The following is a 25,284-nucleotide window of genomic DNA, read 5'->3' on the forward strand; positions in this document are numbered from 1 at the left end:
GTGCCCTGGCGAGGACTTGATGCCGGTCAGTTAAAGCAGATTGATCACGGCGGCCCATTGCTCAGGCGTGACGGCCATCACTGAAAGGCGGCTGCCTTTTTGCACCAATGGCAGTTCGGCAAGAGCCGCTTGCTGTTTCAGGTAGCCGAGGCTCAGTACTTTGGGAAAGGTTTTCACGTGAGCGACGTTGATGGCGCTCCACGGATTTTTTTCCGCGCTGGCCTTGGCGTCGAAATAGTGGCTTTCCGGTTCCAGTGCCGTCGGGTCCGGATACGCCGCTTCGATGATTTTGCCGATGCCGGCAATGCCCGGCTCGGGGCAGCTGGAGTGGTAGAAGAAAAACTCATCGCCCCCGGCCATGGCTCGTAGGAAGTTTCGCGCCTGATAGTTGCGCACCCCGTCCCAGCGGGCTTTGCCGAGCTTTTCCAGGCCGTTGATGGAGAGTTCATCGGGCTCGGATTTCATCAGCCAATAGGCCATTTTTAGGCTCCTGAAAAAGGCATTGGGCAAGTTGTCAGGCAATTCCATGACAAACCGACAGTCGGTTGGCGTCAAGGTTTGCGTGTTGGTTCACGTTACCGCAGAATGCCGCCTTTTAAAGCTTGACGCAGCTGCAACGGACTACTTTGGAACGTTGTTGTCATCGTGTACGAGGTGCTTGAAGGGGGGCAATCGATGCAACGTAAACCGGATTTACTATGGATTTTGGTTATTTTGTTTGGTCTGGGCGTCGTGACCACGGGATATGCCCAGAGCCTGTGGTCGAACAAGACCGATGCGCCGATTGAATTGGCTCAGCAGCAACCGTTCAAGCGTTAACCCTTCCTTAAGGCGTCGCTGTTTGCAGCGGCGCTTGCGCGACATACCACTGCCTATCGGTGACGGTGCCCGCCAGCGGCACATCCCAGCTTGCCTGCGCCAGGCGATCGACTTTCTGACATTCGTGGGCCAGCCCCAACAGCGTCGGCTTGCGCCAGCTCTGACGGCGCGACAGGTAAGCCAGGCTGCGATCATAAAACCCACCGCCCATGCCCAGGCGCCCGCCCACATCATCGAACCCCACCAGCGGTAACAGCACCAGATCCAGCGCCCAGACCTGGCGTTGGCGGTTGGCATTCACTTGCGGTTCAAGAATGCGAAAGCGATTGGGCGACAACTTATCCCCAGGCCGCACACGCTGGAACACCATTTTGGTCCGTGGCCAGGCGCTGAGTACCGGTAGATAGGTGGCCTTGCCCCGACGTTGAGCGGCGCGCAAGAGCAAGCGCGGATCGATTTCGCCGTCTGTCGGTAGATACAAGGAGATATGCCTGGCCCGGCGAAACAGCGGATGCTGTGCCAGTTGCCGATACAAGCCATGGGCTGCCTTGCGCTGCTCACTCGGCGATAGCTCGCGGCGGGCCTTGCGCAACATGCGTCGAAGTTGCGGACGGGAAAGCGGCGCAGGTTCGGTCATGGTTTTTCGGCTCATAAAACAATGCCAGTCCTGAGACTGGCATTGAGTTTGGGAATTCAGGCTCCCCGACAGAGCCGCTGTCGACTTAGCCCTTGAACCCGAAAGTTCAAGGTGGAAGAAGCAGTAGGCTTTAAGGCTTTCCGTCTAGCGGACATGCACACCAGCCCAACGTGCAACTTCCAGGGTAGTGCGAATCGGCTCAGGGACATCGCCGACTGGCAAACACGCCAGGGAGTGGGGCGAGTATACCTTAAACCGAGGCGTCAATCAGCCCTTGGGTGCGTCCGAATCGCTGGAAAGCACCAGATCAACGCGTTCCAGCAGGTCACGCACCTGCTCACGCGTCGACCCGCTGGCCTGTACGTCAGGCCGTTCCTGCTTATGCAGCAAGTCGTGGGTAATATTCAGCGCGGCCATCACCGCGATACGGTCGGCACCGATCACTTTGCCGCTGCTGCGGATCTCACGCATCTTGCCATCCAGGTAGCGGGCGGCGCTCACCAGGTTATTGCGCTCTTCCTGGGGGCAAATGATCGAATATTCTTTATCGAGGATCTGCACGGTTACGCTATTGCTTGAACTCATGAGTCTTGCTCCAGGGCCTTCAGGCGCGAAATCATCGATTCGACCTTACGCCGGGCGATTTCGTTTTTTTCAATGAGGTGAGCGCGTTCCTCGCGCCAGGTCTTTTCCTGAGCTAATAGGAGTCCGTTTTGACTCTTAAGTTGCTCGACCCGATCAATTAGCAGTTCGAGTCTGGCCATCAGCGCTTGCAGGTCGGTGTCTTCCATTGGGTTCCACTGGATTTGTCTGATGAATGGCAACTTCAGGATAAACGATCTGACGCCCTCGATAGTCTTGGTACGTCTGCCGGTGCTAGGATACAGCGCTTCATTCTAGACATTGCGCCGTCTGGCGCCTAGCTCACCATGCCTATTCAAAACTCCCCGTATGATGCTTTTTCCAAACTGCTGAGCACCAGCGGTCATCCTTGCTCGCCTGCCGAACTGCACGGTGTGCTGGTGGGCCGCAGCTGCACAGGTGTCGGCTTTGACGCGGACAATTGGCTGGCCGATGTGGCCGAGCTGCTGGAGAAAGAGCCAGAAGATAACGTGCGCAATGCGCTGATCGGCCTGCAGGAAATGGTCAAGGGCGAGCTGACGGGAGACGATGTCACCGTGGTGCTGCTGCTGCCGACCGACGACGCGCCACTCACCGAGCGCGCTGCGGCGCTGGGCCAATGGTGCCAGGGCTTCCTCCACGGTTTTGGCGTCAACGCCGCCGGCCTGGAGTTGAGCACCGACGCCAAGGAAGTGCTGCAGGACCTGGCAGCCATCTCCCAGGTGCAAGACGCCCTGGAAGAGTCCGAAGACGGTGAAAGCGACTATATGGAAGTGATGGAATACCTGCGCGTCGCTCCGCTGCTACTGTTCACCGAGACCCGCAAGTCCGCTGAGCCGGCTGCCCCCAAGCCTTCGCTGCATTAAGAAAGGACGCCCATCTGCCCATGATTCATATCCCCAGAGCGGAATACGCCCGGCGCCGCAAGGCGCTGATGGCGCAGATGGAACCCAACAGCATCGCGATCCTGCCGGCCGCCGCCGTGGCGATCCGCAACCGCGATGTCGAACACATATACCGCCAGGACAGCGACTTCCAGTACTTGAGCGGCTTCCCCGAGCCTGAAGCGGTGATCGTGCTGATGCCCGGTCGCTTGCACGGCGAGTACGTGCTGTTCTGTCGCGAGCGCAATGCCGAACGCGAATTGTGGGACGGCCTGCGCGCCGGCACCGAAGGCGCAGTGCGTGACTTTGGCGCCGACGACGCCTTTCCCATCACCGATATCGACGACATCCTGCCCGGCCTGATCGAAGGCCGCGACCGGGTGTATTCGGCCATGGGCAGCAACGCCGAGTTCGACCGGCACCTGATGGAGTGGATCAACGTGATCCGCTCCAAAGCGCACCTGGGCGCGCAGCCGCCGAACGAATTTGTTGCCCTGGATCATCTGCTGCACGACATGCGCCTGTATAAATCGGCGGCAGAAGTGAAGGTGATGCGTGAGGCTGCACGTATCTCCTGTGCGGCCCACGTGAAGGCGATGCAGGCCAGTCGCGCCGGCTTGTATGAGTTCAGCCTGGAAGCCGAGCTGGATTACGAGTTCCGCAAGGGCGGTGCCAAGATGCCGGCCTATGGCTCCATCGTCGCCGCCGGGCGCAACAGCTGCATCCTGCATTACCAGCGCAATGACGCACTGCTCAAGGACGGTGACCTGGTGCTGATCGACGCCGGTTGCGAAATCGACTGCTATGCCAGTGACATCACCCGTACCTGGCCGGTCAATGGCAAGTTTTCGCCCGAGCAAAAGGCGATCTACGAAATTGTGCTGGCCTCCCAGGAAGCCGCCTTTGCCGAGATCGCGCCGAACAAGCATTGGAACCAGGCCCATGAGGCGACGGTGCGCGTCATCACTACGGGGCTGGTGGACCTGGGGTTGTTACAGGGCGATGTCGATGAACTGATCGCCAGCGAGGCCTACCGCGCGTTCTACATGCATCGCGCCGGCCATTGGCTGGGCATGGATGTGCACGATGTGGGCGAATACAGGGTGGGCGGTGAATGGCGTGTGCTGGAAGTCGGCATGGCATTGACCGTGGAGCCGGGGATTTATATCGCGCCGGACAACCAGAACGTGGCAAAGAAGTGGCGTGGCATTGGCGTACGCATCGAGGACGACGTGGTAGTGACCAAGCAAGGCTGTGAAATCCTGACCGGCGGCGTGCCCAAGACCGTCGCTGACATCGAAGCGTTGATGGCGGCTGCCCGATGAGCCGCGTCAACCTGGCGATTATCGGTGGCGGCCTGGTAGGTGCCAGCTTGGCACTGGCCCTGCAGGCCGGGGCCAAGGCACGGGGCTGGAAGATCGTGCTGATCGAGCCGTTCGCCCCCGGTGACACTTACCAACCCAGCTATGACGCGCGTTCATCGGCGCTGTCGTTTGGTGCCCGGCAGATTTATCAGCGCCTGGGCCTGTGGCAGCAAATCTCCCGTCGCGCCGAGCCGATCAAGCAGATTCATGTGTCGGATCGTGGCCGTTTCTCCACCGCGCGGTTGTCCGCCTTGGAGGAGGGCGTGCCTGCCCTGGGTTACGTGGTGGAAAACGCCTGGCTCGGCCAATGCCTGTGGCAAGGTCTGGACAAAGACGTGATCAGCTGGCGCTGCCCGGCGGAAGTGACCCGCCTGGAGCCGCTGCCCGACGGCTATCGCCTGACGCTTAACGATGAGACCGTGCTGGAATGCGACCTGGCGGTGCTGGCCGACGGTGGTCGCTCCGGTTTGCGCGAGCAACTGGGCATCGGGGTCAAAACCCGCCCCTACAACCAGAGCGCCTTGATCGCCAATATCACGCCGAGCGAAGCTCACAACGGCGAGGCCTTCGAACGCTTCACCGATGAAGGCCCGATGGCCCTGCTGCCGTTGCCGGACAACCGTTGCGCACTGGTCTGGACGCGGCTTGGCATGGACGCCCAGCGCTTGGCCAACCTCGACGAGCGCAGTTTCCTGAGCGAGCTGCAGGGCGTGTTCGGCTATCGCCTGGGCACCCTCAAGCAAGTCGGTGCCCGTCACCTGTACCCGTTGACGTTGGTGGAGGCCGAAGAGCAGGTACGTTCGCACCTGGTCATCCTCGGTAATGCCGCCCACAGCCTGCACCCGATCGCCGGGCAAGGGTTCAACCTGTCCCTGCGCGATGCCAGTGCCCTGGCCGAGGCGTTGTTGGCCGGGCCGGCGATACCGGGTGACCTGGCGACCCTGCAGCGCTATCGCGAGCGCCAGCGCCTGGACCAGAACCTGACCGTGGGCTTCTCCGACCAGGTCACGCGTTTGTTTGGCAGCGCACAACCGGTAGTGGCCTTGGGCCGCAACCTCGGGCTGCTGGGGCTGGATCTACTGCCACCGGCCAAACGCTGGTTCGCCCGCCAGGCCATGGGGCTGGGCACGCGTCCCGATGTTTGAACCAGTCCACTCCTTTATTCGCGGCCTGTGCCGCACACGAGACAAGGCTTAAAGCATGGACATGCGCGCAGATGTGCTGATTGTCGGGGCCGGAATGGTCGGAAGCGCGCTCGCGCTGGCGTTGCAGGGTAGTGGCCTGCAGGTGCTGTTGCTCGACGGCAGCCCGCTGAGTGTCAAGCCGTTCGACCTTGAGGCGGCCTTCGAGCCTCGCGTGAGCGCCTTGTCGGCCGCCAGCCAGCGCATTCTCGAGCGACTTGGCGTGTGGGAAGGCATCGTCGAACGGCGTGCCAGCCCCTACGGCGAGATGCAGGTGTGGGATGGCAGCGGTACGGGGCAGATCCACTTTTCGGCGGCCAGCGTGCACGCTGACGTACTGGGGCATATCGTCGAGAACCGCGTGGTTCAGGATGCCTTGCTCGACCGGCTGCATGACTGCGACCTGGGCCTGTTGGCCAATGCGCGCCTGGAACAGATGCGCCGCTCCGGCGATGACTGGCTGCTGACCCTGGCCGACGGCCGCACGTTGCGTGCGCCGCTGGTGATCGCCGCCGATGGCGCCAACTCTGCCGTGCGCCGCCTGACCGGCACGCCGACCCGTGAATGGGATTACCTGCATAACGCCATCGTCACTAGCGTGCGCAGCAGCCAATCGCACCAACGCACGGCGTGGCAGCGATTTACCGATACCGGGCCGCTGGCATTCCTGCCCTTGGTGCGTGATGGGCAGGAGGATTGGTGTTCGATCGTCTGGTCGACTACTCCGGCTGAGTCTGAACGCCTGATGGCGCTGGATGATGAAGGCTTCTGCCGTGAGCTGGAGCGTGCCTTTGAAGGGCGTCTCGGCACGGTGGTCAGCGCCGACCCACGGGTCTGCGTGCCGTTGCGCCAGCGTCATGCCAAGCGCTACGTGGCCGAAGGCCTGGCATTGATCGGCGACGCGGCCCATGTGATCCACCCGCTGGCGGGGCAGGGCGTGAACCTGGGCTTTCTCGATGCAGCGGTGCTGGCCGAAGTCTTGCTGTCGGCCGCCGAGCGTGGTGAGCGTCTGGCGGACGTGAAGGTACTGAGTCGTTACGAGCGTCGGCGTATGCCGCATAACCTGGCGCTGATGGCGGCGATGGAAGGGTTTGAGCGGTTGTTCCAGGCCGACCAGCTGCCGTTGCGCTGGCTGCGTAATGCAGGCTTGAAAATGGTCGATCAGATGCCTGAGGCCAAGGCGGTGTTTGTGCGCCAGGCTTTGGGATTGAGCGGAGATCTGCCGGAGCTGGCCAGGCCCTGAGGCCGATGTGCAACATCTGGTAACGCCTCCGCTGAGCGCTACCAAATGTGAGTCCTTATCATTTGCCCTCTTTTTGCAAATGAGAGACCGCACCCATGTTGGCACCCAAGCGCCTCCTGACTGCCCTGGCACTCACCCTCATCGGCAGCACCACCGTGCAGGCCGCCGACGAAGTCGTGGTCTACTCCTCGCGCATCGACGAGCTGATCAAGCCGGTGTTCGATGCCTACACCCAGAAGACCGGTGTGCAGGTGAAGTTCATCACCGACAAGGAAGCTCCGTTGATGCAGCGCATCAAGGCCGAAGGTGAAAATGCCACCGCCGACCTGCTGCTCACCGTCGATGCCGGCAACCTCTGGCAGGCTGAGCAAATGGGCATCCTGCAACCGTTCACTTCCCCGGTGATCGATAAGAACATTCCCCTGCAATACCGCTCGTCCAAGCACACCTGGACCGGCTTGAGCCTGCGCGCGCGGACCATCGCCTATTCCACCGACCGGGTAAAACCGGGCGACCTCACCACCTACGAAGCCCTGGCCGACAAGCAGTGGGAAGGCCGCCTGTGCCTGCGCACGGCGAAGAAGGTCTACAACCAGTCGCTGACCGCCACGTTGATCGAAACCCATGGCGCGGCCAAGACCGAAGAAATCGTCAAGGGCTGGGTCAACAACCTGTCCACCGACGTGTTCTCCGATGACATTGCCGTGCTCGAAGCCATCAACGCCGGGCAATGCGACGTGGGTATCGTCAACACCTACTACTACGGCCGCCTGCATAAACAGAACCCGAACCTGGCGGTGAAACTGTTCTGGCCGAACCAGGGCGACCGTGGCGTGCATGTGAACTTGTCGGGCATCGGCCTGACCCAGCATGCTCCCCACCCGGAAGCGGCCAAGGCGCTGGTGGAATGGATGACCACGCCCGAGGCGCAGCAGATCTTTGCGGATGTGAACCAGGAATTCCCGGCCAACCCGGCGGTGCCACCTTCGGCCGAAGTGGCGACCTGGGGCAAATTCGTGGCGGACACCCTGCCGGTTGAAGTGGCGGGCAAGCGTCAGGCCGAGGCCATTCGGTTGATGGATCGCGCCGGCTGGAACTGAACGGCACCGCAGTTGCAAATGTGAGAGGGGGTGCCCCCTCCCACATCGGACTGCGGTGATGGCATGCAATTTATTGACTGAGCACTGATTTTGGCCCACCCCGCCCAACGCCGCTGGTACCTGCCGGTCTTCACCGTAGCGGCGCTGGTGCTGCTACCGCTGAGCGTGCTGCTGTTGTCCTGGCAAAGCATCGACCCGCAGATCTGGTCTCACCTCTGGGAAACCCAGATGCCACGCCTGCTGGGCAATACCTTGACCTTGGTGCTGGGCGTGGGTGTTGGCGTGACGCTGCTGGGTGTCAGCCTGGCGTGGTTGACCAGCCTGTGTGAATTCCCCGGACGCCGCTGGCTCGACTGGGCGCTGATGCTGCCCTTTGCGATTCCCGCCTACGTGCTGGCCTTTGTGTTTGTCGGCCTGCTGGACTTCGCAGGCCCGGTGCAAACGCTGTTGCGTGAGTGGTTCGGCGCGGGCTTGCGCCTACCACGGGTGCGTTCCACCAGTGGTGTGATTATCGTGCTGGTGCTGGTGTTTTACCCGTATGTCTACCTGCTGGCGCGCACCGCGTTTCTCGCCCAAGGCAAAGGCTTGATGGAGGCCGCGCGCGTGTTGGGGCAGTCGCCGTGGCAAGCGTTCTGGCGCGTGGCGTTGCCCATGGCCAGGCCGGCGATTGGCGCCGGCGTCGCCTTGGCCCTGATGGAGACCCTGGCGGATTTTGGCGCGGTATCGGTGTTCAATTTCGATACCTTCACCACCGCGATCTACAAAACCTGGTATGGATTTTTCAGCCTGTCCAGCGCGGCGCAGCTTGCCAGCTTGTTGTTGCTGGTCGTCATGTTGGTGCTCTACGGCGAACGGCGCGCCCGTGGCGCGAGTCGACCGAGCAACGAGCGGCCGCGGGGCAAGGCGCTGTATCAGCTGCACGGGTTCAAGGCTCTGGCGGCCAGCGGCTGGTGCATGCTGGTGTTCGCCTGCGCGTTTGTGATTCCGATGCTGCAACTGATTGCCTGGTTCTGGCAGCGAGGCCGGTTCGACCTGGATGAGCGCTACGCCGGGCTGATTGTTCACACGCTCTACCTGGGGGGCATTGCGGCGCTGATAACGGTCAGCGTGGCGTTGATCCTGGCCTTCGCCAACCGTCTGGCACCGACACGAACGATTCGCTCCGGCATCAGTCTGGCCAATGTCGGCTATGCCTTGCCGGGCTCGGTACTGGCGGTGTCGATCATGCTCGCGTTCAGTTATCTGGACCGCGAGCTGGTGGTGCCGCTGTCAGGCTGGTTGGGTGGCGCGGGCAAGCCGCTGTTGCTGGGTAGTTTGTCGGCGTTGGTGTTGGCGTATCTGGTGCGGTTCCTGGCGGTGGCCTACGGGCCGTTGGAAAGCAGCCTGGCGCGAATACGCCCATCGTTGCCGGAAGCGTCACGCAGTCTCGGCGTCGGTGGCCCGCGACTGTTTTTCAAAGTGTATCTGCCGTTATTGCTGCCCGGGGCGTTGAGCGCAGCACTGCTGGTGTTCGTGGATGTCCTCAAGGAAATGCCCGCTACCTTGCTGATGCGCCCGTTCGGCTGGGATACCTTGGCGGTGCGCATCTTTGAAATGACCAGCGAGGGCGAATGGGCACGGGCCTCCTTGCCGGCACTGACGCTGGTACTGGTTGGCCTTTTGCCGGTGATTGGGCTGATCCGCAGGTCTGCGAGGCAAATCGGTTAGGTGTCAGTACTCCGCCTTGCGGCTACAATGCGCGGCATTCGGTGCGCTTCGTCTTTCGGAGCGGGTCGCTGGACGTGGCTGCGGGCCTTGTAATTCAAGGCGTTCAGGCGCGAATAGCTGCTCCGCGCACCTTCGCCAAGCCCGGAAGGAGAAACCCATGGGACAGCGTACGCCTCTGTATGACCTGCATCTCGCCCTCGGCGCGAAAATGGTCGATTTTGGCGGTTGGGATATGCCTCTGCATTACGGTTCGCAAGTTGAAGAACACCACCAGGTGCGACGCGACTGCGGGGTGTTCGATGTATCCCATATGACCGTGATCGATGTCACAGGCCGTCAGGCCAAGGAATGGCTTCAGTATTTACTGGCCAATGATGTGGATCGTTTGCACGGCTGCGGCCGTGCGTTGTACAGCGCCATGCTCAACGAGCAGGGCGGGGTGGTCGACGACATGATCGTCTACCGCACCGAAACGGGTTACCGGCTGGTGGTCAATGCCGCCACCCGCGACCAGGACATGGCGTGGATGCAGGCGCAGTTGGGGCATTTTTCGGTGCAGCTGCAAGAGCGGTCCGAGTTGGCCATGCTGGCTATCCAAGGCCCGCATGCCCGGCAGAAAATCGCCGAACTGGTGACCCAGTCCCGCAGCAACCTGATCCACCAGCTCAAGCCCTTTGAGGGCCAGGCCGACGGCGACTGGTTTATTGCCCGCACGGGTTATACCGGCGAAGACGGCCTGGAGATTGTCCTGCCTGCCGATCAGGCTCCGGGCTTTTTCAACGACCTGGTCGGCGCCGGCATTTCACCGATCGGCCTTGGCGCCCGCGATACGTTGCGCCTGGAAGCCGGTATGAACCTGTATGGCCAGGATATTCACCAGGACGTTTCACCGCTCGCGGCCAATATGGCGTGGAGCATTGCCTGGGAGCCTGTCGAGCGCAATTTCATCGGCCGCGCGGCACTGGAGGCGGAAAAAGCCGCAGGTGTGCAGTTCAAATTGGTCGGGCTGGTGCTGGAGGAACGCGGGGTTTTGCGCGCTCATCAAGTGGTTCGTATCGCCAATGTTGGCGAAGGAGAGATCACCAGTGGTAGTTTCTCTCCTACGCTGAGTAAATCCATTGCCTTGGCGCGTGTACCGACGGCCACCGCCGATCGGGCCGAAGTGGAAATCCGCGGCAAGTGGTACCCGGTTCGAGTGGTCAAGCCGACCTTCGTGCGCCATGGCAAAACCTTGATCTAACCTATTTCCGGCAGGCCGAAGGCCGCTGACATTTCTTCTTGAGGACACAGACTATGAGCGATATCCCTGCCGAACTGCGTTTTGCCGAAAGCCACGAATGGGCCCGTCTGGAAGCTGACGGCACGGTGACCGTCGGGATCTCCGACCATGCTCAGGAAGCGCTGGGTGATGTGGTGTTCGTTGAGCTGACGGAAGTCGGCAACGTGTTTGCCGCAGAGGCCCAGGCGGGGGTGGTCGAGTCGGTGAAAGCGGCTTCGGATATCTACTCGCCGATTGCTGGCGAAGTGATTGCTGTCAACGAAGAGCTGAGTGCCAGCCCTGAATTGCTGAACTCAGATCCTTACGGCGCGTGGATCTTCAAGCTCAAGCCAAGCAACCCGGCTGACCTGGAAAAACTGCTGGATGCCGCCGGCTACAAGGCCGCCATCGGCGAGTGATGCTGCCGCTGGAGCCGGGCAACCCGGCTCCAGCGACGGTTTTCAGCGCTGCAATACCGCTTTTACAGCAGCTACAGACCGCTCGACATCCGCCTCTGTCATCGCCGTGAACATCGGCAACGACACGATCAAACGTCCAACACGCTCGGCTACCGGGAACATGCCTTCCTTGAACCCCTGTGCCCGATATAGGCTCAGCAGGTGGATCGGTGGATAGTGATAGCCAATGCCGACGCCGTGGGCCTGCATCTGCTCCATGAATGTCGCACGTGCCGGCAGGCCGTCCTGGCGCTCAGGCAGCACGAGTTGGAACAGATGCCAATTGCTGTTTTCGAAATCCGCAGGTGGCAACTGCGCGCCGTATTTCTCTTCAAAATCGCTGCCGAAGCATTTGAAGTAGTGTCGTGCCAGGTTCTGGCGATGGGCGGTGATCTTTTCGATATGAGCGAACTGCCCCAGGCCAATGGCGGCGGCGATGTCGGTCATGTTGAACTTGCCGCCCAGCACGTCGACGTCCAGGCCATCGAAACCTGTACGCGTCACGCCCTGCAGGCGATATTTTTCTGCCAGGCGCGCTTCCTCGGCGTTGTTCAACACCAGGCAACCGCCTTCAGAAGAGGTGATGTTTTTGTTGGCCTGGAAGCTGAACGACACGAAGTCACCGGTAGCGCCGATACGTTCGCCGTCCCAGCTGGAACCCAACGCCTGAGCGGCGTCTTCGATGATGCGCAGGTTGTACTTGTTGGCCAGCGCATAAAGCATTGGCATGTCCAGGGGCAGGCCCGCCAGGAACACCGGGATGATTGCCTTGGTGCGCGGGGTAATTGCAGCTTCTACCTGAGCCAGGTCGATATTGCGGGTGACCGGGTCGATATCGGCGAACACCGGCTTGGCGCCCACTTCCAGGATCACGTTGGCTGTAGCGACCCAGGAGATCGGAGTGGTGATGACTTCGTCCCCGGCACCGATACCGGCGATGCGCAAGGCGATCTCCATGGTGCAGGTGCCCGAGTTGAAAGTGCGCACCGGGCGGCCACCAAAGTACTCCGATAGCTGAGCCTCGAATGCCTGCACCTTCGGCCCGCTGGTGATCCAGCCGGAGCGCAGTACATCGCCGACTGCCGCGATGGTGGTTTCATCAATGGTAGGTTTGGAGAACGGCAGAAAAGGCTGTTGGCTCATGGCGAAGAAGGCATCCGTTTCAGGTAAACGATGAATAATAGACGTATCAATACCGCATGGTTGCACGGTTTGACTGAATATAGGCTGTCACACGTGAATGAATCGTCATGGTACGGGCAAAAAAATGCCGCTTCATAAAGCGGCATTTTTTCAGCGAGTGCTATTACTCGGTAACGGCGTTTTTCGCCAGGATGGCGTTAGCCAGTTCCATGTCGGTGGCCTTCAGGCCAGGGTTGTCGGCGCGGACTTTCTGCATGGCGGCTTCCAGGTACGGCCCGCGAATACCACCATCGCTGGCAACGAAGCTGCCGGCGTCGTCTTGCGCGGCAACGACCATCTTGTGGTCTTTGAAAGTCAGGTAGGTCGAGCCGGTGGTAGCACCCGATGAGATGACGTTACGCCAGAAGCTGTCGGCCATGGCTGAGCCGACAGGAAGAGAAAGCACGGCAAGGGTTGCGACAGCATATTTAAGACGCATGATGGGTGACTCCGGGTGGGTTATCTGAACGATTTGATTGTAGTTAACCCAACCGAGTTCCATCACTGACTAAACAGTTTCGACTTGCAAAACTGCCCCGTTCTGCGCGGTAACGCGTACTTGAGCGCCTACGGCGCTGTCCGGCCCGGTCACCATCCACACCCCATCGCCGACTTTTATCTTGCCCCGGCCATCGACGATGGCCTGGTGCACCACAAATGTGCGACCGATCAACTCCGAACCACGCATGTTCAGCCCCGGCTGATCGCTGACCTTGGCGCTGCTGCGCTGGCGTTTCCACCAGTACACCGCTGTCAGGATCGACAACACGGCGAACAGCAGCAGTTGCCATTCCAGCCCGAGCGGCGGGATCAGGAACGTGATCACGCCCACGGCCGCCGCCGCGATGCCCATCCACAGCAGGTAACCACCGGCGCCGAAGACCTCGAGGATCAACAACACCGTGCCCAGTGCCAGCCAATCCCAGAACGACAGATGCTACAGGAAATCCCACATGACGAGTGCCTCAGCCTTTCTTGTTGTCGAAGGTGGCCTTGACGATTTCGCCGATGCCACCGACGGCGCCGATCACTTGGCTGGCCTCCAGCGGCATCAGGATCACCTTGCTGTTGTTGGCCGAAGCCAGCTTGCCCAGCGCATCGATGTATTTTTGCGCGACGAAGTAGTTCACCGCCTGCACGTCGCCCGACGCGATAGCCTGCGAAACCACCTGGGTCGCACGGGCTTCCGCTTCGGCCTGACGCTCACGGGCTTCGGACTCCAGGAACGCCGCCTGACGGCTACCCTCGGCCTCAAGGATCTGCGCCTGCTTCTTGCCTTCGGCAGTCAGGATCGCCGATGCCCGCAGGCCCTCGGCCTCCAGGATTTGCGCACGCTTGATCCGCTCGGCCTTCATCTGGCCCGACATGGCGGCCATCAGGTCGGCAGGTGGGCTGATGTCCTTGATCTCGATGCGGGTGATCTTGATGCCCCAGGGTGCCGTCGCTTCATCGACGGTGCGCAGCAGTTTTTCGTTGATGCCGTCACGCTGGCTCAACATGGCATCCAGCTCCATGGAGCCGAGCACGGTACGAATATTGGTTTGCAGCAGGTTGCGGATGGCGTGTTCGAGGTTGTTGACCTCGTAGGCCGCCTGGGCGGTGTTGACCACCTGGAAGAAGCACACGGCGTCGATCTGCACGGTGGCGTTGTCGGCGGTGATCACTTCCTGAGGGGGAATATCCAGCACGCTTTCCATCACGTTGATCTTGCGACCGATGCGGTCCATGACCGGGATAATTATGTTGAGGCCGGGTTTGAGGGTGTTGGTGTAGCGGCCGAAACGCTCGACTGTCCACTGGTAGCCCTGGGGCACCACTTTAAAACCCATGAACAGGATGGCGACGGCCAACCCCACGAACAAAAGCAGTACGGTTCCGATCTGCATGGCGATTCCCTATCTGAAGGTGTCAGTAAAACGATGTTCGACCGATTGTAACGGTCTGGTCACGGATAAGGACGGTTTCACGGCTGCACAATCAAAGGATTTGTTTCTGAATCCCCAGGCGTGACCCGTAACACTTCCGCCAGTGTGGTCAGGCCGGCATTCACTTTCTCCAGGCCGGCCATGCGCAGGCTGCACATGCCTCGCTCGACAGCCGCCCGGCGCAACGCCTGCACGTCGGCACCGGGCGTGATCAATGCCTTGAGCGGTTCGTCCATCAGCATGATTTCGTAGAGCCCGGCTCGGCCTCGATATCCGCTGTCGCGACACTCCACGCATCCGACCGCCTCGTGGGCAGTTTCCGGTGCATTTACCCTTTGCTTGCAGTGAGGGCACAAGAGGCGCACCAAACGCTGCGCCATCACTCCTATCAGCGTAGCTTTGATCAAATAATGAGCAATTCCCAGTTCCTGCAGGCGGCTGATGGCGCTGGGGGCATCGTTGGTGTGCAGGGTCGACAGCACCAGGTGCCCGGTGAGCGCGGCCTGGATCGCCATTTCTGCGGTTTCCTGGTCGCGAATTTCGCCGATCATGATGATATCCGGGTCCTGACGCAGCAGTGCGCGTATGCCGCTGGCGAAGGTCAGGCCGATGTTGTGCTGTACCTGCATCTGGTTGAAGGCGGGTTCGACCATCTCGATCGGGTCCTCGACCGTGCACAGGTTGACCTCGCGGGTCGCCAGTTGCTTGAGCGTGGCGTAAAGCGTGCTGGTCTTGCCCGAGCCGGTAGGGCCGGTGACCAGAATGATGCCGTTGGCTTGGCCGGTCATCGCGTGCCAGCGCTGCTGATCTGCGGGCGACAAGCCCAATTGATCAAAATCCTTGAGCAATACCTGCGGGTCGAAAATCCGCATCACCAGCTTTTCGCCAAAGGCCGTCGGCAGGGTTGAAAGGCGCAGTTCCACTTCCACGCCCGTCGGGCTCTTGGTTTTGACCCGACCGTCCTGGGGTTTGCGTTTTTCTGCCACATTCATCCGGCCCAGGCTTTTCAAGCGGCTGACCACCGCCATGGTGACCTGCGGCGGGAACTGGTAGACGTCGTGCAATAACCCGTCGATGCGAAAACGCACGCGGCTCTGGTCGCGGCAGGGTTCGATATGGATATCGCTGGCCCGTTGGCCGAAGGCGTACTGCAGCAGCCAGTCGACGATGTTGACGATATGCGCATCGTTGGCATCCGGCTCCTCGTCGCCGCCACTCAGGTTGAGCAGCTCGAAGTTACCGGGCGCCGCCGCCTTCTGATCTGCGCCGCTGACCGACCTGGCCAGCCGGTAGAACTCGGCGATGCAGCGCTGAATATCCTGGGGGTTGGCGACTACGCGTTTGATCGAGCGCTTGAGTACTTGCGCCAACCCGGCCTCCCAACCGGTGACATAGGGCTGTGCGCTGGCGACGGTGACGGTCTGCGCGTCGACGGCCACCGCGAGTATGGTGTGGCGTAGTGCGAAGGCGTGGGACATCAATGGCACGACCGCCGCCACGTCGATCTTCAGCGGGTCGATACGCCAATAGGGCTGCCCGGCCTGGCGGGCCAGCCATTGGGTCAGGGTTTCCAGGCAGGGGCCCTGGGCGGCGATACATTCAAGTGGGTGCTGGGTGTTGTCGGCCGGTACCCTCGCCAAGCGCTGCGCAACGTCGGATGTGATCAGCCCGGCGTCGATCAACGCCGGCAGCATCGGGTGAAGTTCCAATCGTTGATCGACGGGCATGGTGGATTTTCCTGGGGGCAGTGGAGGTCAACCCCAGGCTAGCCAGCCCCTGAACATCCTTCTGCCCGCGTGTATTTCATGCCTTTACTGAGCGGCCGCCAGTCGCGCTGGAGGCTGCGCAGAATCAGCCGGCCATAGGTCCAGCGAGCACACGCTGATCAGGTTTCGAATCTTTTCGCCGATCACTTGGGCACGGTGCCAGCTCAAACCATCCATCACGATATCGAGGCTCAACAGGTCGTCCTCGCGGTCCAGGTGTACCTGCCGTGGCGTCAGGCATTGCAAAGCGAAATAGTTGAGCACACGGCACAACACATCGGGCTCAGCCTCGGCAATGATGCGGTAATGCGCCTGGCAATGGGCGCTGTTGACGGCCCAGGCATCGACGCGGGCGGCAGGTTGGGTGGCTTCGACGGCGTGCATGGGAAATCTCCAAATCAGGTTGGAGAAATTTTTACATTCGTCAGCGGAGATTTCTTATCTAAAATGAGCGCAAATAACGATTTATTGAATGGGTCAATTCAATCCATTCTCCAAAATGAGTATTTTTATGCACAGTGAATTGGACGCGTACGACCGCCGTATCCTGGCCTTGCTGCAAGAGGATGCTTCGTTGTCCAGTGCGCAGATCGCCGAACAGGTGGGCCTGTCCCAGTCACCTTGCTGGCGGCGCATTCAACGGCTCAAGGAGGAGGGGGTGATTCGTGGTCAGGTCACCTTGCTGGATCGCAAGAAGATCGGCCTCAACACGCAGATCTTTGCCGAGGTCAAACTCAACGCCCACGGTCGCTCCAACTTCACCGAGTTCACCGAGGCGATTCGCGGGTTTTCGGAAGTGTTGGAGTGTTATGTGCTGATGGGGGCGGTGGATTTCCTGCTGCGCATCGTGACGTCGGATATCGAGGCGTATGAGCGGTTTTTCTTCGAGAAACTCTCAATGGTGCCGGGTATTCAGGAGGTCAATTCGATTGTGGCGTTGTCGGAGATCAAATCCACCACCAGCCTGCCAGTGTTGCGCTGACAAGGCGCACCTCATCGGGAGCAAGCCCCTTTCCACATTTTGATGTGTGAATACATGCCAATGTGGAAGCGGGCTTGCTCGCGAAAGCGCCCTTACAGGCGCAGCAAGGTTTTCCAGGCGCGATTCTGATACACCGCAATCGCCTGATGCATACGCGCATCCAGGGATTCATCGGTGATCGGCTGGTTGGCCAGTTGCACCAACTTGTTCAGCTCGCCGTACAGGCGGTCCAGTTCCGGAATATCCACCACCTGACGCGCATGATGCAGCCAGGCCTGGATGCGTTCGAGGCGCGGCAGTTGCTCGGCCAGGTCTTCCGGTTGTTGCTGGTAGCGTGGCAGTTGCAGGGCGACAGCATCTTCGGCCAGCAGGCGTGGCAGCCAGTTGGTGATCTGCGCGGCGCCCTGGCGGTTGCCCCGCACATTGCGGTCGGTGGTCCAGGTGCGGGCCAGCAGCCAGCGGGAAGCGTTCAGCGAGAACAGGCCCCAGCGCACGTCTTCCAATTCTTCGATGAATTGTTCCGGCGCAGCTTTGCGGATGTCTTCATCATCGTCACCGGCCTGTACCAGCGGGCGCCAGTCTTCCAGCAATGCATCCAATGCGCTGCGCAGCTCGCTGGTGGATTGACGCGGTGCAGCCTGGCCGAGGCTGCCGACCAGGGCGCGCAATTCGCCGAGGTTGTCGACCCAGTCCTGCAACAGCCGCCAGTGGCCATTGAAGCGGTACTGCTCCGCCAGGCGCTGGCTGCTGCCCAGCAGATGCCACAGGATGGCGGCGAAGGCGTCGTCCAACGGCATTTCGGCGTGAATCTGCGGCGCCGGCAGGCTCAGCGAATAGCTGCCGGCGTCGTACAGGCGGTAGCCGCGCTCGGCCTTGCTGATATCGCAGGGCATCAGCGCCAGGGTTGCGGCCAGTTCGGCGGCCAGTTCCAGCAGGGCGGCCGGCTCGCCTTCGCGCAATTCCAGTTCCAGCTCGCAGATTTCTTCTTTCTGCTTGCCGACGACAACATGCCCCAGGTCCAGGGCGGCCTCGATGACCACCTTGGCTTTACCGCGGCCCCAGGCGATTTCAGCGCGTTCGCGGACAAAGTCGGTGGTGAAGATCGGCTTGAGGGTCTTTTTGTCCAACGCGGCCAGTTGCTCGGGCCAGCACTCGCCGTCGAGTTTCTTCACGTCGAGCTTGGCTTTGGGCAAGTCCCAGTTGTATTCGTTACGTTCCGACAAGCCGGCGACACTCTGGCCACGGGTCTTGAGGGTCTGGATGATATCGTCACCGTCCTTGCGCAGGCGCAGGGCGACTTTGGCCTGGGCCAGGTCACGCTCTGGGGTGTCGAAGTACTGATTCATCAACGCACGGCGTTCCCAGCCACTTTTGTTGCGTTTTTTCAGGAGCGGGTGCTCACGCAGCGCGGCGAGGGTCTCGCGGCTGACGCGGAGCTTGATTTCGGTTTCTTTTTGCATGGCCGGAACATCCAGGATCGGGAGCGCAGCCGGGGAAAAGAGTGGCTGCCAAGGTCGTGCAGTGTACAGGACTGAGCCCGGCAACGCGCCGCAACGGTTTATTGTGTTGTGCAGATGGCTCTATAGTGGGGCTCATCCGGGAAGTTGAGAGACCGCGTATGCCGTTACCTACCCTGAAAGAGCAATTCGCTGCGCTGATTGCCGCACCGTCGGTCAGTTGCACCCAAGCGTCTCTCGACCAGACCAACCGCCCGGTGATCGATTTGCTCGCCGGCTGGCTGGGCGACCTGGGTTTTGCCATCGACATCCAGCAAGTCAGCCCCGGTAAATTCAACCTGCTCGCCAGTTTCGGCAGCGGCCCGGGTGGCCTGGTGCTGGCGGGGCATAGCGACACTGTTCCTTATGACGCGGCCTTGTGGAAGACCGATCCGTTGAAGCTGACGGAAGTCGATGGCCGTTGGGTAGGACTGGGCAGCTGTGACATGAAAGGCTTTTTTGCGCTGGCAATCGAAGCCGTATTGCCGCTGCTGGATCAACCGTTCAAGCAACCGTTGCTCATCCTGGCGACCTGTGACGAAGAAAGCTCGATGTCCGGCGCCCGCGCGCTGGCCGAAGCGGGCCGCCCGTTGGGGCGTGCGGCGGTGATTGGTGAGCCCACCGGCCTCAAACCGATCCGCCTGCACAAAGGCGTAATGATGGAACGCATTGATATCCTTGGCCAAAGCGGCCACTCCTCGGACCCGAGCCTGGGCCATAGCGCCCTTGAAGCCATGCATGACGCCATTGGCGAACTGCGCGGCCTGCGCCTGGCCTGGCAGCGTGAGCACCGCAACCCGCAATTCAGCGTGCCCCAGCCGACCCTGAATTTCGGTTGTATCCATGGTGGCGACAACCCCAATCGCATCTGCGGCCAATGTTCCCTGGAGTTCGACCTGCGGCCGCTGCCGGGCATGGACCCCCAGGTGCTGCGCGATGCGATCCGGCAAAAGCTGCAACCCGTGGCCGAGCGCCATCAGGTCAAGATCGACTACGCGCCGTTGTTCCCCGAAGTCCCCCCGTTCGAGCAGCCGGAAGATGCCGAACTGGTCCGGGTCGCGCAGCGATTGACCGGCCATCGTGCCGAAGCAGTAGCGTTCGGCACCGAAGCGCCTTATCTTCAGCGCCTTGGTTGTGAAACCCTGGTGCTGGGCCCCGGCGACATCGCCTGCGCCCATCAACCGGGCGAGTACCTCGAAATGTCACGCTTGACGCCTACAGTGCGTCTATTGCGGGAGCTGATCGAGCATTACTGCCTGAAACCCGCATAATTTACCCCCTGCCCATTCGTACATAGAAGGAGAGCGAGCGTGTCGCCAAGCCTGTTCCGACGATAACCATCAGCCCGCTGTGCGCTTTCACGATTCATCCTTGTTTGGCTGCTACTTATTACAGGCCCAGGTTTTATGCCCGAATACGTCAATTGGCTTCGTCACGCTTCGCCCTACATCAACGCCCACCGCGACTGCACCTTTGTGGTCATGCTGCCTGGCGATGGTGTGGAACATCCGAACTTCGGCAATATCGTCCACGACCTGGTGCTGCTGCACAGCCTGGGTGTGCGGCTGGTGCTGGTACACGGCTCGCGCCCTCAGATCGAAACGCGCCTTGCGGCCCGCGGCCTGACCCCGGCCTACCATGAAGGCTTGCGCATCACTGATGCCGCGACGCTGGAATGTGTGATCGACGCCGTTGGCCACCTGCGTATCGCCATCGAGGCGCGCCTGTCCATGGACATGGCCTCTTCACCGATGCAGGGTTCGCGGCTGCGTGTCGCCAGTGGCAACCTGGTGACTGCCCGCCCTATCGGCGTGCTCGAAGGTGTGGATTACCACCACACCGGCGAAGTGCGCCGGGTCGACCGCAAGGGCATCAACCGTCTGTTGGACGAGCGCTCCATTGTGCTGTTGTCGCCCCTGGGCTACTCGCCCACCGGTGAGATTTTCAACCTGGCCTGCGAAGACGTCGCCACCCGCGCCGCCATCGACCTGGGTGCCGACAAGCTGTTGCTGTTCGGCGCCGACATGGGCCTGATCGATGAAAACGGCCGGCTGGTGCGCGAACTGCGCCCGCAGCAAGTACCGGCGCATTTGCAACGCCTGGGCGCGAACAACTATCAGGCCGAATTGCTCGATGCCGCTGCCGAGGCTTGCCGCGGTGGAGTAGGGCGCAGTCATATCGTCAGCTACGCCGAAGACGGCGCTCTGCTCACGGAGCTGTTCACCCGCGACGGCGGCGGTACGCTGGTGGCCCAGGAACAATTCGAACAGGTGCGCGAGGCGGCGATTGAAGACGTCGGCGGCTTGCTCGACCTGATCAGCCCGTTGGAAGAGCAGGGCATTCTGGTGCGCCGCTCGCGTGAAGTGCTGGAGCGTGAGATCGAACAGTTCAGCGTGGTCGAGCGTGAAGGCATGATCATCGCCTGCGCGGCGCTGTACCCGATCGCGGATTCGGATGCCGGTGAACTGGCGTGTCTGGCGGTGAACCCGGAGTACCGTCACGGTGCGCGGGGTGACGTGTTGCTCGAACGCATCCAAACCCGTGCCCGGGCGCAGGGGCTGAAGACGCTGTTTGTTCTCACCACCCGCACCGCTCACTGGTTCCGCGAGCGCGGCTTTGTGCCGAGCAGCGTGGATCGCCTGCCGTCGGCGCGGGCGTCGCTGTACAACTACCAGCGTAATTCGAAGATTTTCGAGAAAGCGCTCTAGGCCCTCAATTAAGGAGGGAGGGCACTGCCCCTAATGCCAGTCAGTTAAGGCTTAACGCGGTCATTGTGGGAGGGGGCTTGCTCCCGATGGACTGCGTAGCAGGCCCATTTTTGAGGCCGCTGCTCGGCCTATCGGGAGCAAGCCCCCTCCCACAGGTTATCCATCGTCTGCTCTATCGCTTAACTGACAGGCATTAGACCTGCCCCTCCCTTATGCCTTGCCACCCCAGCGGCTTTCGTCGTTGCGCATCACTAGCACTTCAGAAGCATTGATCTGCGCCGATACGATAAACATCACATTCGATAGATTGCGTGAAGCCGTGCCTCTGCGAGGGGCGGGCGCCATCGGCTGCTCATGGGACGGGGCGCTTTGACAGCAAAAGAAATTATTAGTGACACAAAAACTGTAACAAATTGACGGGAGGATGTGCCTTTGGCCATGATGGCGTCGCCTTTTTGATCGTGGGTGACGTATGCAAAGGTACGGCCACACTAATCGATCTAAAGAAAGGCTGGTAAAGACTTTTCAGGTATTAGCTTTTGGAGCGATTGGTCTACGCTGACCATCTCGCTCATCGGCCAGGCTTATTCCTGAATCGTATGAAAAAGAATGAAATAATTCTTTTTGGGTGTATGAAAAACTCATTACCCTGCAGGGACCAAATTAACTGCGATTAGACGAAGGTAGTAGACATATCAGGTTACGATTGACTTGGTAGTCACTATCTGGCGCTAATCGCGCATCTGTGGATCACGGGCGTCAGACCCGAGACCTTAGAAATACAAAAATTAGAAATGAGAGGAGCGGTACATGAAGAAGTCAACATTGGCGTTGGCCGTGGCTGTGGCTGCAATTGCACAACAGGCACACTCCGCCGGTTTCATCGAAGACAGCAAGGCCACTCTGGGTCTGCGTAACTTCTACATCAACACTGACAACCGCGATGGCGCTCCTACAGCGAGCAGCCGCAGCAAGAACGCTGAATGGGGCCAAGGCTTCGACCTGCGTTTCATCTCGGGTTACACCCAAGGTACCGTTCAGTTCGGTGTTGACGCCATTGGCCTGTACGGCGTGCGTCTGGATTCCAGCCGCGATAACCACGGCAACTACTCCGGCACTGCTTCCGGCGGCACCGTCTTCCCGAGCGACGGCAACAAGGCTGTCAACGATTACGCCAGCCTGGGCGTGACCGGCAAGGTGAAGGTCTCCCAAACCGAACTGAAACTCGGCACTCTGCAGCCTAAGCTGCCAGTTATCGTGACCAACGATGGCCGTCTGCTGCCGCAAACCTTCCAAGGTGGCCAGATCACTACCAACGACATCAAGGATCTGACCTTGGTTGCCGGTCAGGTAGAAAAAGCCAAGGGCCGTAACTCCAGCAACAACGAAAACCTGTCGATCGGCGGTGCCAACGCCAGCTCCAACTACAATGCCGGCAGATTCAGCAACAAGTTCTACTACGCCGGTGGCGACTACAAGCTGACCAAGGACCTGACTGCCCAGTACTACTACGGCAATCTGGAAGACTTCTACAAGCAGCACTTCCTGGGTCTGACCCACAACTGGGCAATCGGCCCGGGCGTCTTGAAGTCTGACCTGCGTTATTTCCACAGCACTGACGATGGTAAAAACGGTGATACCGCCGCTTACTATTCCAGCGGTAACTACCAAGGTTTTGCCTCGGGTAAAGGCAAGGTCGATAACAACCTGTACAGCGGCCTGTTTCTGTACACCGTTGCCGGTCACACCTTCGGTGGTGGTTACCAGGTCAGCAATGGCAGCAGCGACTTCCCTTGGTTGAACCAGGGCGACGGTTCGTCGGCCTACATCACCACTGACATGCAAATCCAGAAGTTCGCCCGTGCCGGCGAGCGTACCTGGCAAGCTCGCTACGCTTACGACTTCGCCAAGGTTGGCGTACCTGGCCTGACCGCCGGTGTTGTCTACCTCAAGGGTAGCAATATCGACACCGTTACTGCCTCGCGTGCCGAGCTGACCGGTCAATCCGAGTGGGAACGCGACATCACCGTTGCCTACGTAATCCCGGAAGGCCCGCTGAAAAACCTGGGCGTTGCCTGGAAAAACGCGATGTGGCGTACCGACCTGGCGAACACCCGTTCCCAGGACGAAAACCGTCTGATCGTCAGCTACTCGATTCCACTGTTGTAAGTGCTTAAAGCCTTGCCCGGCGCAATGCCGGGCAAGGTGTCTTGCTTTCAAGTCGGGCTCAACCCCCGCAAGCCCTTCCCGAAACCCCTCTTTGTACAGCGTCTCAAGGCCTTCTCGAACCTTGAAACCGATGTTGATCCTCGCCCGTCGCCAAGTCCAATGAACAGATTTTTAATATTCTTTTATCGTCTAGATAAATCGATATTTATTCTTTTTAAATAATCTCCAACCCATGCACAGTAGGCTCCATAAGCATTCACCAGGAGCCACACCATGAGCCTAAGACTGGGCGACATCGCCCCCGACTTCGAACAGGATTCCAGCGCCGGCAAGATTCGGTTCCATGAGTGGCTGGGCGATAGCTGGGGTGTGCTGTTTTCCCATCCGGCGGACTTCACGCCGGTGTGCACCACCGAGCTGGGTTTCACCGCCAAGCTCAAGGACGAATTTGCCCAGCGCGGCGTCAAGGCGATTGCCCTGTCGGTCGACCCGGTAGACTCGCACCACAAGTGGATCGAAGACATCAACGAAACCCAGAACACGGTCGTCAACTTCCCGATTCTGGCCGACGCCGATCGCAAGGTGTCGGACCTCTACGACCTGATCCATCCGAACGCCAGTGACACCCTCACCGTGCGTTCCCTGTTCGTCATCGACCCGAACAAGAAGATTCGCCTGACGATTACCTATCCGGCCAGCACCGGTCGCAACTTCCACGAAATCCTGCGGGTCATCGACTCGTTGCAGTTGACCGACAACCATAAGGTCGCCACTCCCGCCAACTGGCAGGACGGTGACGAAGTGGTGATCGTGCCGTCGCTCAAGGATGAAGAGGAAATCAAGAAGCGCTTTCCCAAAGGCTACCGGGCGGTGAAGCCATACCTGCGATTGACCCCGCAACCCAACCGTTAACACAGGACCTATGTGGGAGGGAGCCCCTCCCACAGTTGAATCGCATTTCAAGTCTCACATAGCAGGGGATTTCAGGCCGTTTCGACGGCCTTTTTTTTCGCCTCGAGAAATACGGACTGCATATATATTTATGGAATAAACAAATGAAAAAATAAGATTTATAGATATATAAATCAACTGATATGGTCTCTCCCATCTTGGCGCAATCGCCACCCAGCGAACCGCCGACACTTGCTCAAGGAATACCTGCATGCTGGTCGTAACACTTGGAGGCAGCCCCAGCCAGCGGTCCCGCTCTGGGGTCTTGCTGGAGAAAACCCGTCAGTGGCTACAGCAAAAAGGCGTGGAAGTGGTGAGTTATCAGGTACGGGACTTCCCGGCCGAAGACTTGCTGCACGCCCGCTTCGACAGCCCCAAAGTCATCGACCTGTTGCAGCAAGTGGCCAACGCCGACGGCCTGGTCATCGCCACGCCGGTGTACAAGGCTTCATTTTCCGGCGCGCTGAAAACCGTGCTCGATCTGCTGCCCGAGCGCGCCCTGGCGCACAAGATCGTGTTGCCCATGGCTACCGGTGGCAGCATCGCCCACATGCTGGCGGTGGATTACGCCTTGAAGCCCGTGCTCTCGGCCCTGAAAGCCCAGGAATTGCTGCACGGCATCTTTGCCGAAGACAGCCAGATCGCCTACGGCGAAGGCAGTGCCCAGGCGCAACTGGTGCCTGTGCTCGAACAGCGTTTGCATGAGGCCCTGGATACACTTTACGACGCCATGGCCCGTCGCCCGAAACCGCTGGACCCCCACGTGTTGAATGAACGTTTGTTGAGTGCTCGCTGGAGCATTTAAGCCGTACCGTTTTTTGTAGTACTCACCT

Annotated in this window: 26 protein-coding genes and 1 other RNA gene; 15 read left to right on the forward strand and 12 right to left on the reverse strand. The window is 60.2% G+C overall.

Annotation, left to right across the window (positions count from 1 at the left end; all coding sequences use genetic code 11):
- Nucleotides 1–30 precede the first annotated feature (30 nt).
- A complete protein-coding gene (locus JBE38_RS11910) occupies nt 31–480 on the reverse strand; it encodes an EVE domain-containing protein (RefSeq protein ID WP_205344358.1) in 450 nt (149 codons plus the stop codon).
- Between the two features lie 195 nt (nt 481–675).
- Here JBE38_RS11910 and JBE38_RS11915 point away from each other — a divergent pair, with 195 nt between their 5' ends.
- Complete coding sequence (locus tag JBE38_RS11915) at nt 676–819, forward strand: hypothetical protein (protein WP_090368070.1); 144 nt, start codon at nt 676–678, stop codon at nt 817–819.
- A gap of 7 nt (nt 820–826) precedes the next feature.
- Here JBE38_RS11915 and JBE38_RS11920 read toward each other — a convergent pair whose 3' ends face one another.
- The 4 genes from JBE38_RS11920 to JBE38_RS11935 all read right to left on the reverse strand — a co-directional run bounded on the left by JBE38_RS11920 (nt 827) and on the right by JBE38_RS11935 (nt 2,247).
- Complete coding sequence (locus JBE38_RS11920; RefSeq protein WP_060753567.1) at nt 827–1,456, reverse strand: 5-formyltetrahydrofolate cyclo-ligase; 630 nt, start codon at nt 1,454–1,456, stop codon at nt 827–829.
- Between the two features lie 58 nt (nt 1,457–1,514).
- Nucleotides 1,515–1,693: non-coding RNA, 6S RNA (ssrS, locus tag JBE38_RS11925), on the reverse strand.
- 30 nt (nt 1,694–1,723) lie between these two features.
- Nucleotides 1,724–2,041, reverse strand: a complete 318-nt coding sequence (locus JBE38_RS11930) for a cell division protein ZapA (RefSeq protein ID WP_003176812.1) — start codon at nt 2,039–2,041, stop codon at nt 1,724–1,726.
- Complete coding sequence (locus tag JBE38_RS11935; protein WP_003177365.1) at nt 2,038–2,247, reverse strand: TIGR02449 family protein; 210 nt, start codon at nt 2,245–2,247, stop codon at nt 2,038–2,040. Before JBE38_RS11935 ends, JBE38_RS11930 begins: the two co-directional genes overlap by 4 nt.
- 138 nt (nt 2,248–2,385) lie before the next feature.
- Between JBE38_RS11935 and JBE38_RS11940 the strand changes: the two genes are divergently transcribed.
- From JBE38_RS11940 to gcvH, 8 genes are all read left to right on the forward strand, one after another.
- Nucleotides 2,386–2,943 (forward strand): YecA/YgfB family protein, encoded by a 558-nt coding sequence (locus JBE38_RS11940; protein WP_060753566.1) that lies wholly within the window; start codon nt 2,386–2,388, stop codon nt 2,941–2,943.
- A 20-nt stretch (nt 2,944–2,963) separates the two neighbouring features.
- Complete coding sequence (gene pepP / locus JBE38_RS11945; protein WP_060753565.1) at nt 2,964–4,286, forward strand: Xaa-Pro aminopeptidase; 1,323 nt, start codon at nt 2,964–2,966, stop codon at nt 4,284–4,286.
- Entirely contained in the window at nt 4,283–5,470 is a 1,188-nt protein-coding gene (gene ubiH, locus JBE38_RS11950; protein WP_060753564.1) for a 2-octaprenyl-6-methoxyphenyl hydroxylase, read from the forward strand. The genes pepP and ubiH overlap by 4 nt, the downstream gene beginning before the upstream one ends.
- A gap of 61 nt (nt 5,471–5,531) precedes the next feature.
- The gene (locus tag JBE38_RS11955) at nt 5,532–6,749 is read left to right on the forward strand and encodes a 2-octaprenyl-3-methyl-6-methoxy-1,4-benzoquinol hydroxylase (protein WP_162843548.1); all 1,218 of its coding nucleotides are present in this window, start codon (nt 5,532–5,534) and stop codon (nt 6,747–6,749) included.
- Nucleotides 6,750–6,844: 95 nt separating this feature from the next.
- Nucleotides 6,845–7,849: an extracellular solute-binding protein gene (locus JBE38_RS11960; RefSeq protein ID WP_104994974.1), complete on the forward strand. Its 1,005-nt coding sequence runs from the start codon at nt 6,845–6,847 to the stop codon at nt 7,847–7,849.
- A gap of 90 nt (nt 7,850–7,939) precedes the next feature.
- Complete coding sequence (locus JBE38_RS11965) at nt 7,940–9,556, forward strand: ABC transporter permease (RefSeq protein ID WP_090368077.1); 1,617 nt, start codon at nt 7,940–7,942, stop codon at nt 9,554–9,556.
- 157 nt (nt 9,557–9,713) lie between these two features.
- On the forward strand, nt 9,714–10,796 hold the full coding sequence (gcvT, locus tag JBE38_RS11970; protein WP_060753560.1) for a glycine cleavage system aminomethyltransferase GcvT: 1,083 nt from the start codon (nt 9,714–9,716) through the stop codon (nt 10,794–10,796).
- 53 nt (nt 10,797–10,849) lie between these two features.
- Complete coding sequence (gcvH, locus tag JBE38_RS11975; RefSeq protein WP_060753559.1) at nt 10,850–11,233, forward strand: glycine cleavage system protein GcvH; 384 nt, start codon at nt 10,850–10,852, stop codon at nt 11,231–11,233.
- A 42-nt stretch (nt 11,234–11,275) separates the two neighbouring features.
- Here gcvH and JBE38_RS11980 read toward each other — a convergent pair whose 3' ends face one another.
- The 6 genes from JBE38_RS11980 to JBE38_RS12005 form a co-directional block, all read right to left on the reverse strand.
- Nucleotides 11,276–12,415 carry a DegT/DnrJ/EryC1/StrS family aminotransferase gene (locus JBE38_RS11980; RefSeq protein WP_090368081.1) on the reverse strand — a complete coding sequence of 380 codons (1,140 nt, stop codon included), beginning with the start codon at nt 12,413–12,415 and terminating at the stop codon, nt 11,276–11,278.
- 163 nt (nt 12,416–12,578) lie between these two features.
- The gene (locus JBE38_RS11985; RefSeq protein WP_060753557.1) at nt 12,579–12,893 is read right to left on the reverse strand and encodes a DUF2388 domain-containing protein; all 315 of its coding nucleotides are present in this window, start codon (nt 12,891–12,893) and stop codon (nt 12,579–12,581) included.
- Nucleotides 12,894–12,962: 69 nt separating this feature from the next.
- Nucleotides 12,963–13,388, reverse strand: a complete 426-nt coding sequence (locus JBE38_RS11990) for an NfeD family protein (RefSeq protein WP_240202500.1) — start codon at nt 13,386–13,388, stop codon at nt 12,963–12,965.
- A 31-nt stretch (nt 13,389–13,419) separates the two neighbouring features.
- A complete protein-coding gene (locus JBE38_RS11995) occupies nt 13,420–14,340 on the reverse strand; it encodes an SPFH domain-containing protein (protein ID WP_090368085.1) in 921 nt (306 codons plus the stop codon).
- A gap of 77 nt (nt 14,341–14,417) precedes the next feature.
- Nucleotides 14,418–16,106 carry a GspE/PulE family protein gene (locus tag JBE38_RS12000; protein ID WP_205344359.1) on the reverse strand — a complete coding sequence of 563 codons (1,689 nt, stop codon included), beginning with the start codon at nt 16,104–16,106 and terminating at the stop codon, nt 14,418–14,420.
- An 84-nt stretch (nt 16,107–16,190) separates the two neighbouring features.
- Nucleotides 16,191–16,529, reverse strand: a complete 339-nt coding sequence (locus JBE38_RS12005) for a hypothetical protein (RefSeq protein WP_090368089.1) — start codon at nt 16,527–16,529, stop codon at nt 16,191–16,193.
- Nucleotides 16,530–16,656: 127 nt separating this feature from the next.
- On the opposite strand from JBE38_RS12005, the gene JBE38_RS12010 reads away from it, so the two are divergent.
- A complete protein-coding gene (locus JBE38_RS12010) occupies nt 16,657–17,127 on the forward strand; it encodes an Lrp/AsnC family transcriptional regulator (RefSeq protein ID WP_060753552.1) in 471 nt (156 codons plus the stop codon).
- 92 nt (nt 17,128–17,219) lie between these two features.
- Here JBE38_RS12010 and JBE38_RS12015 read toward each other — a convergent pair whose 3' ends face one another.
- Nucleotides 17,220–18,587: a CYTH domain-containing protein gene (locus JBE38_RS12015; RefSeq protein ID WP_205344360.1), complete on the reverse strand. Its 1,368-nt coding sequence runs from the start codon at nt 18,585–18,587 to the stop codon at nt 17,220–17,222.
- Nucleotides 18,588–18,745: 158 nt separating this feature from the next.
- Here JBE38_RS12015 and argE point away from each other — a divergent pair, with 158 nt between their 5' ends.
- From argE to ssuE, 5 genes are all read left to right on the forward strand, one after another.
- Nucleotides 18,746–19,894, forward strand: a complete 1,149-nt coding sequence (gene argE, locus JBE38_RS12020; RefSeq protein WP_060753550.1) for an acetylornithine deacetylase — start codon at nt 18,746–18,748, stop codon at nt 19,892–19,894.
- 135 nt (nt 19,895–20,029) lie between these two features.
- Nucleotides 20,030–21,331: an amino-acid N-acetyltransferase gene (gene argA, locus JBE38_RS12025; protein ID WP_060753549.1), complete on the forward strand. Its 1,302-nt coding sequence runs from the start codon at nt 20,030–20,032 to the stop codon at nt 21,329–21,331.
- Nucleotides 21,332–22,141: 810 nt separating this feature from the next.
- Nucleotides 22,142–23,500, forward strand: a complete 1,359-nt coding sequence (locus tag JBE38_RS12030) for an OprD family porin (protein WP_060753548.1) — start codon at nt 22,142–22,144, stop codon at nt 23,498–23,500.
- 273 nt (nt 23,501–23,773) lie between these two features.
- The gene (locus JBE38_RS12035; protein WP_015886425.1) at nt 23,774–24,412 is read left to right on the forward strand and encodes a peroxiredoxin; all 639 of its coding nucleotides are present in this window, start codon (nt 23,774–23,776) and stop codon (nt 24,410–24,412) included.
- A 250-nt stretch (nt 24,413–24,662) separates the two neighbouring features.
- On the forward strand, nt 24,663–25,256 hold the full coding sequence (gene ssuE, locus JBE38_RS12040; protein ID WP_205344361.1) for an NADPH-dependent FMN reductase: 594 nt from the start codon (nt 24,663–24,665) through the stop codon (nt 25,254–25,256).
- Nucleotides 25,257–25,284 lie beyond the last annotated feature (28 nt).

Source organism: Pseudomonas sp. ICBG1301 (assembly GCF_016918385.1).
Lineage (GTDB): Bacteria > Pseudomonadota > Gammaproteobacteria > Pseudomonadales > Pseudomonadaceae > Aquipseudomonas > Aquipseudomonas palleroniana.

Coding starts and splice junctions, on each gene's coding strand:
- ssuE (WP_205344361.1), top strand. CDS start 24,663: ATGCTGGTCGTAACACTTGGAGGCAGCCCCAGCCAGCGGTCCCGCTCT.
- JBE38_RS11995 (WP_090368085.1), bottom strand. CDS start 14,340: ATGCAGATCGGAACCGTACTGCTTTTGTTCGTGGGGTTGGCCGTCGCC.
- argE (WP_060753550.1), top strand. CDS start 18,746: ATGCCGTTACCTACCCTGAAAGAGCAATTCGCTGCGCTGATTGCCGCA.
- JBE38_RS11980 (WP_090368081.1), bottom strand. CDS start 12,415: ATGAGCCAACAGCCTTTTCTGCCGTTCTCCAAACCTACCATTGATGAA.
- JBE38_RS12015 (WP_205344360.1), bottom strand. CDS start 18,587: ATGCAAAAAGAAACCGAAATCAAGCTCCGCGTCAGCCGCGAGACCCTC.
- pepP (WP_060753565.1), top strand. CDS start 2,964: ATGATTCATATCCCCAGAGCGGAATACGCCCGGCGCCGCAAGGCGCTG.
- JBE38_RS11985 (WP_060753557.1), bottom strand. CDS start 12,893: ATGCGTCTTAAATATGCTGTCGCAACCCTTGCCGTGCTTTCTCTTCCT.
- JBE38_RS12010 (WP_060753552.1), top strand. CDS start 16,657: ATGCACAGTGAATTGGACGCGTACGACCGCCGTATCCTGGCCTTGCTG.
- JBE38_RS12030 (WP_060753548.1), top strand. CDS start 22,142: ATGAAGAAGTCAACATTGGCGTTGGCCGTGGCTGTGGCTGCAATTGCA.
- JBE38_RS11910 (WP_205344358.1), bottom strand. CDS start 480: ATGGCCTATTGGCTGATGAAATCCGAGCCCGATGAACTCTCCATCAAC.
- JBE38_RS11935 (WP_003177365.1), bottom strand. CDS start 2,247: ATGGAAGACACCGACCTGCAAGCGCTGATGGCCAGACTCGAACTGCTA.
- JBE38_RS11955 (WP_162843548.1), top strand. CDS start 5,532: ATGCGCGCAGATGTGCTGATTGTCGGGGCCGGAATGGTCGGAAGCGCG.
- JBE38_RS11915 (WP_090368070.1), top strand. CDS start 676: ATGCAACGTAAACCGGATTTACTATGGATTTTGGTTATTTTGTTTGGT.
- argA (WP_060753549.1), top strand. CDS start 20,030: ATGCCCGAATACGTCAATTGGCTTCGTCACGCTTCGCCCTACATCAAC.
- ubiH (WP_060753564.1), top strand. CDS start 4,283: ATGAGCCGCGTCAACCTGGCGATTATCGGTGGCGGCCTGGTAGGTGCC.
- JBE38_RS11920 (WP_060753567.1), bottom strand. CDS start 1,456: ATGACCGAACCTGCGCCGCTTTCCCGTCCGCAACTTCGACGCATGTTG.
- gcvT (WP_060753560.1), top strand. CDS start 9,714: ATGGGACAGCGTACGCCTCTGTATGACCTGCATCTCGCCCTCGGCGCG.
- JBE38_RS12000 (WP_205344359.1), bottom strand. CDS start 16,106: ATGCCCGTCGATCAACGATTGGAACTTCACCCGATGCTGCCGGCGTTG.
- JBE38_RS12005 (WP_090368089.1), bottom strand. CDS start 16,529: ATGCACGCCGTCGAAGCCACCCAACCTGCCGCCCGCGTCGATGCCTGG.
- JBE38_RS11930 (WP_003176812.1), bottom strand. CDS start 2,041: ATGAGTTCAAGCAATAGCGTAACCGTGCAGATCCTCGATAAAGAATAT.
- JBE38_RS11960 (WP_104994974.1), top strand. CDS start 6,845: ATGTTGGCACCCAAGCGCCTCCTGACTGCCCTGGCACTCACCCTCATC.
- JBE38_RS11940 (WP_060753566.1), top strand. CDS start 2,386: ATGCCTATTCAAAACTCCCCGTATGATGCTTTTTCCAAACTGCTGAGC.
- gcvH (WP_060753559.1), top strand. CDS start 10,850: ATGAGCGATATCCCTGCCGAACTGCGTTTTGCCGAAAGCCACGAATGG.
- JBE38_RS12035 (WP_015886425.1), top strand. CDS start 23,774: ATGAGCCTAAGACTGGGCGACATCGCCCCCGACTTCGAACAGGATTCC.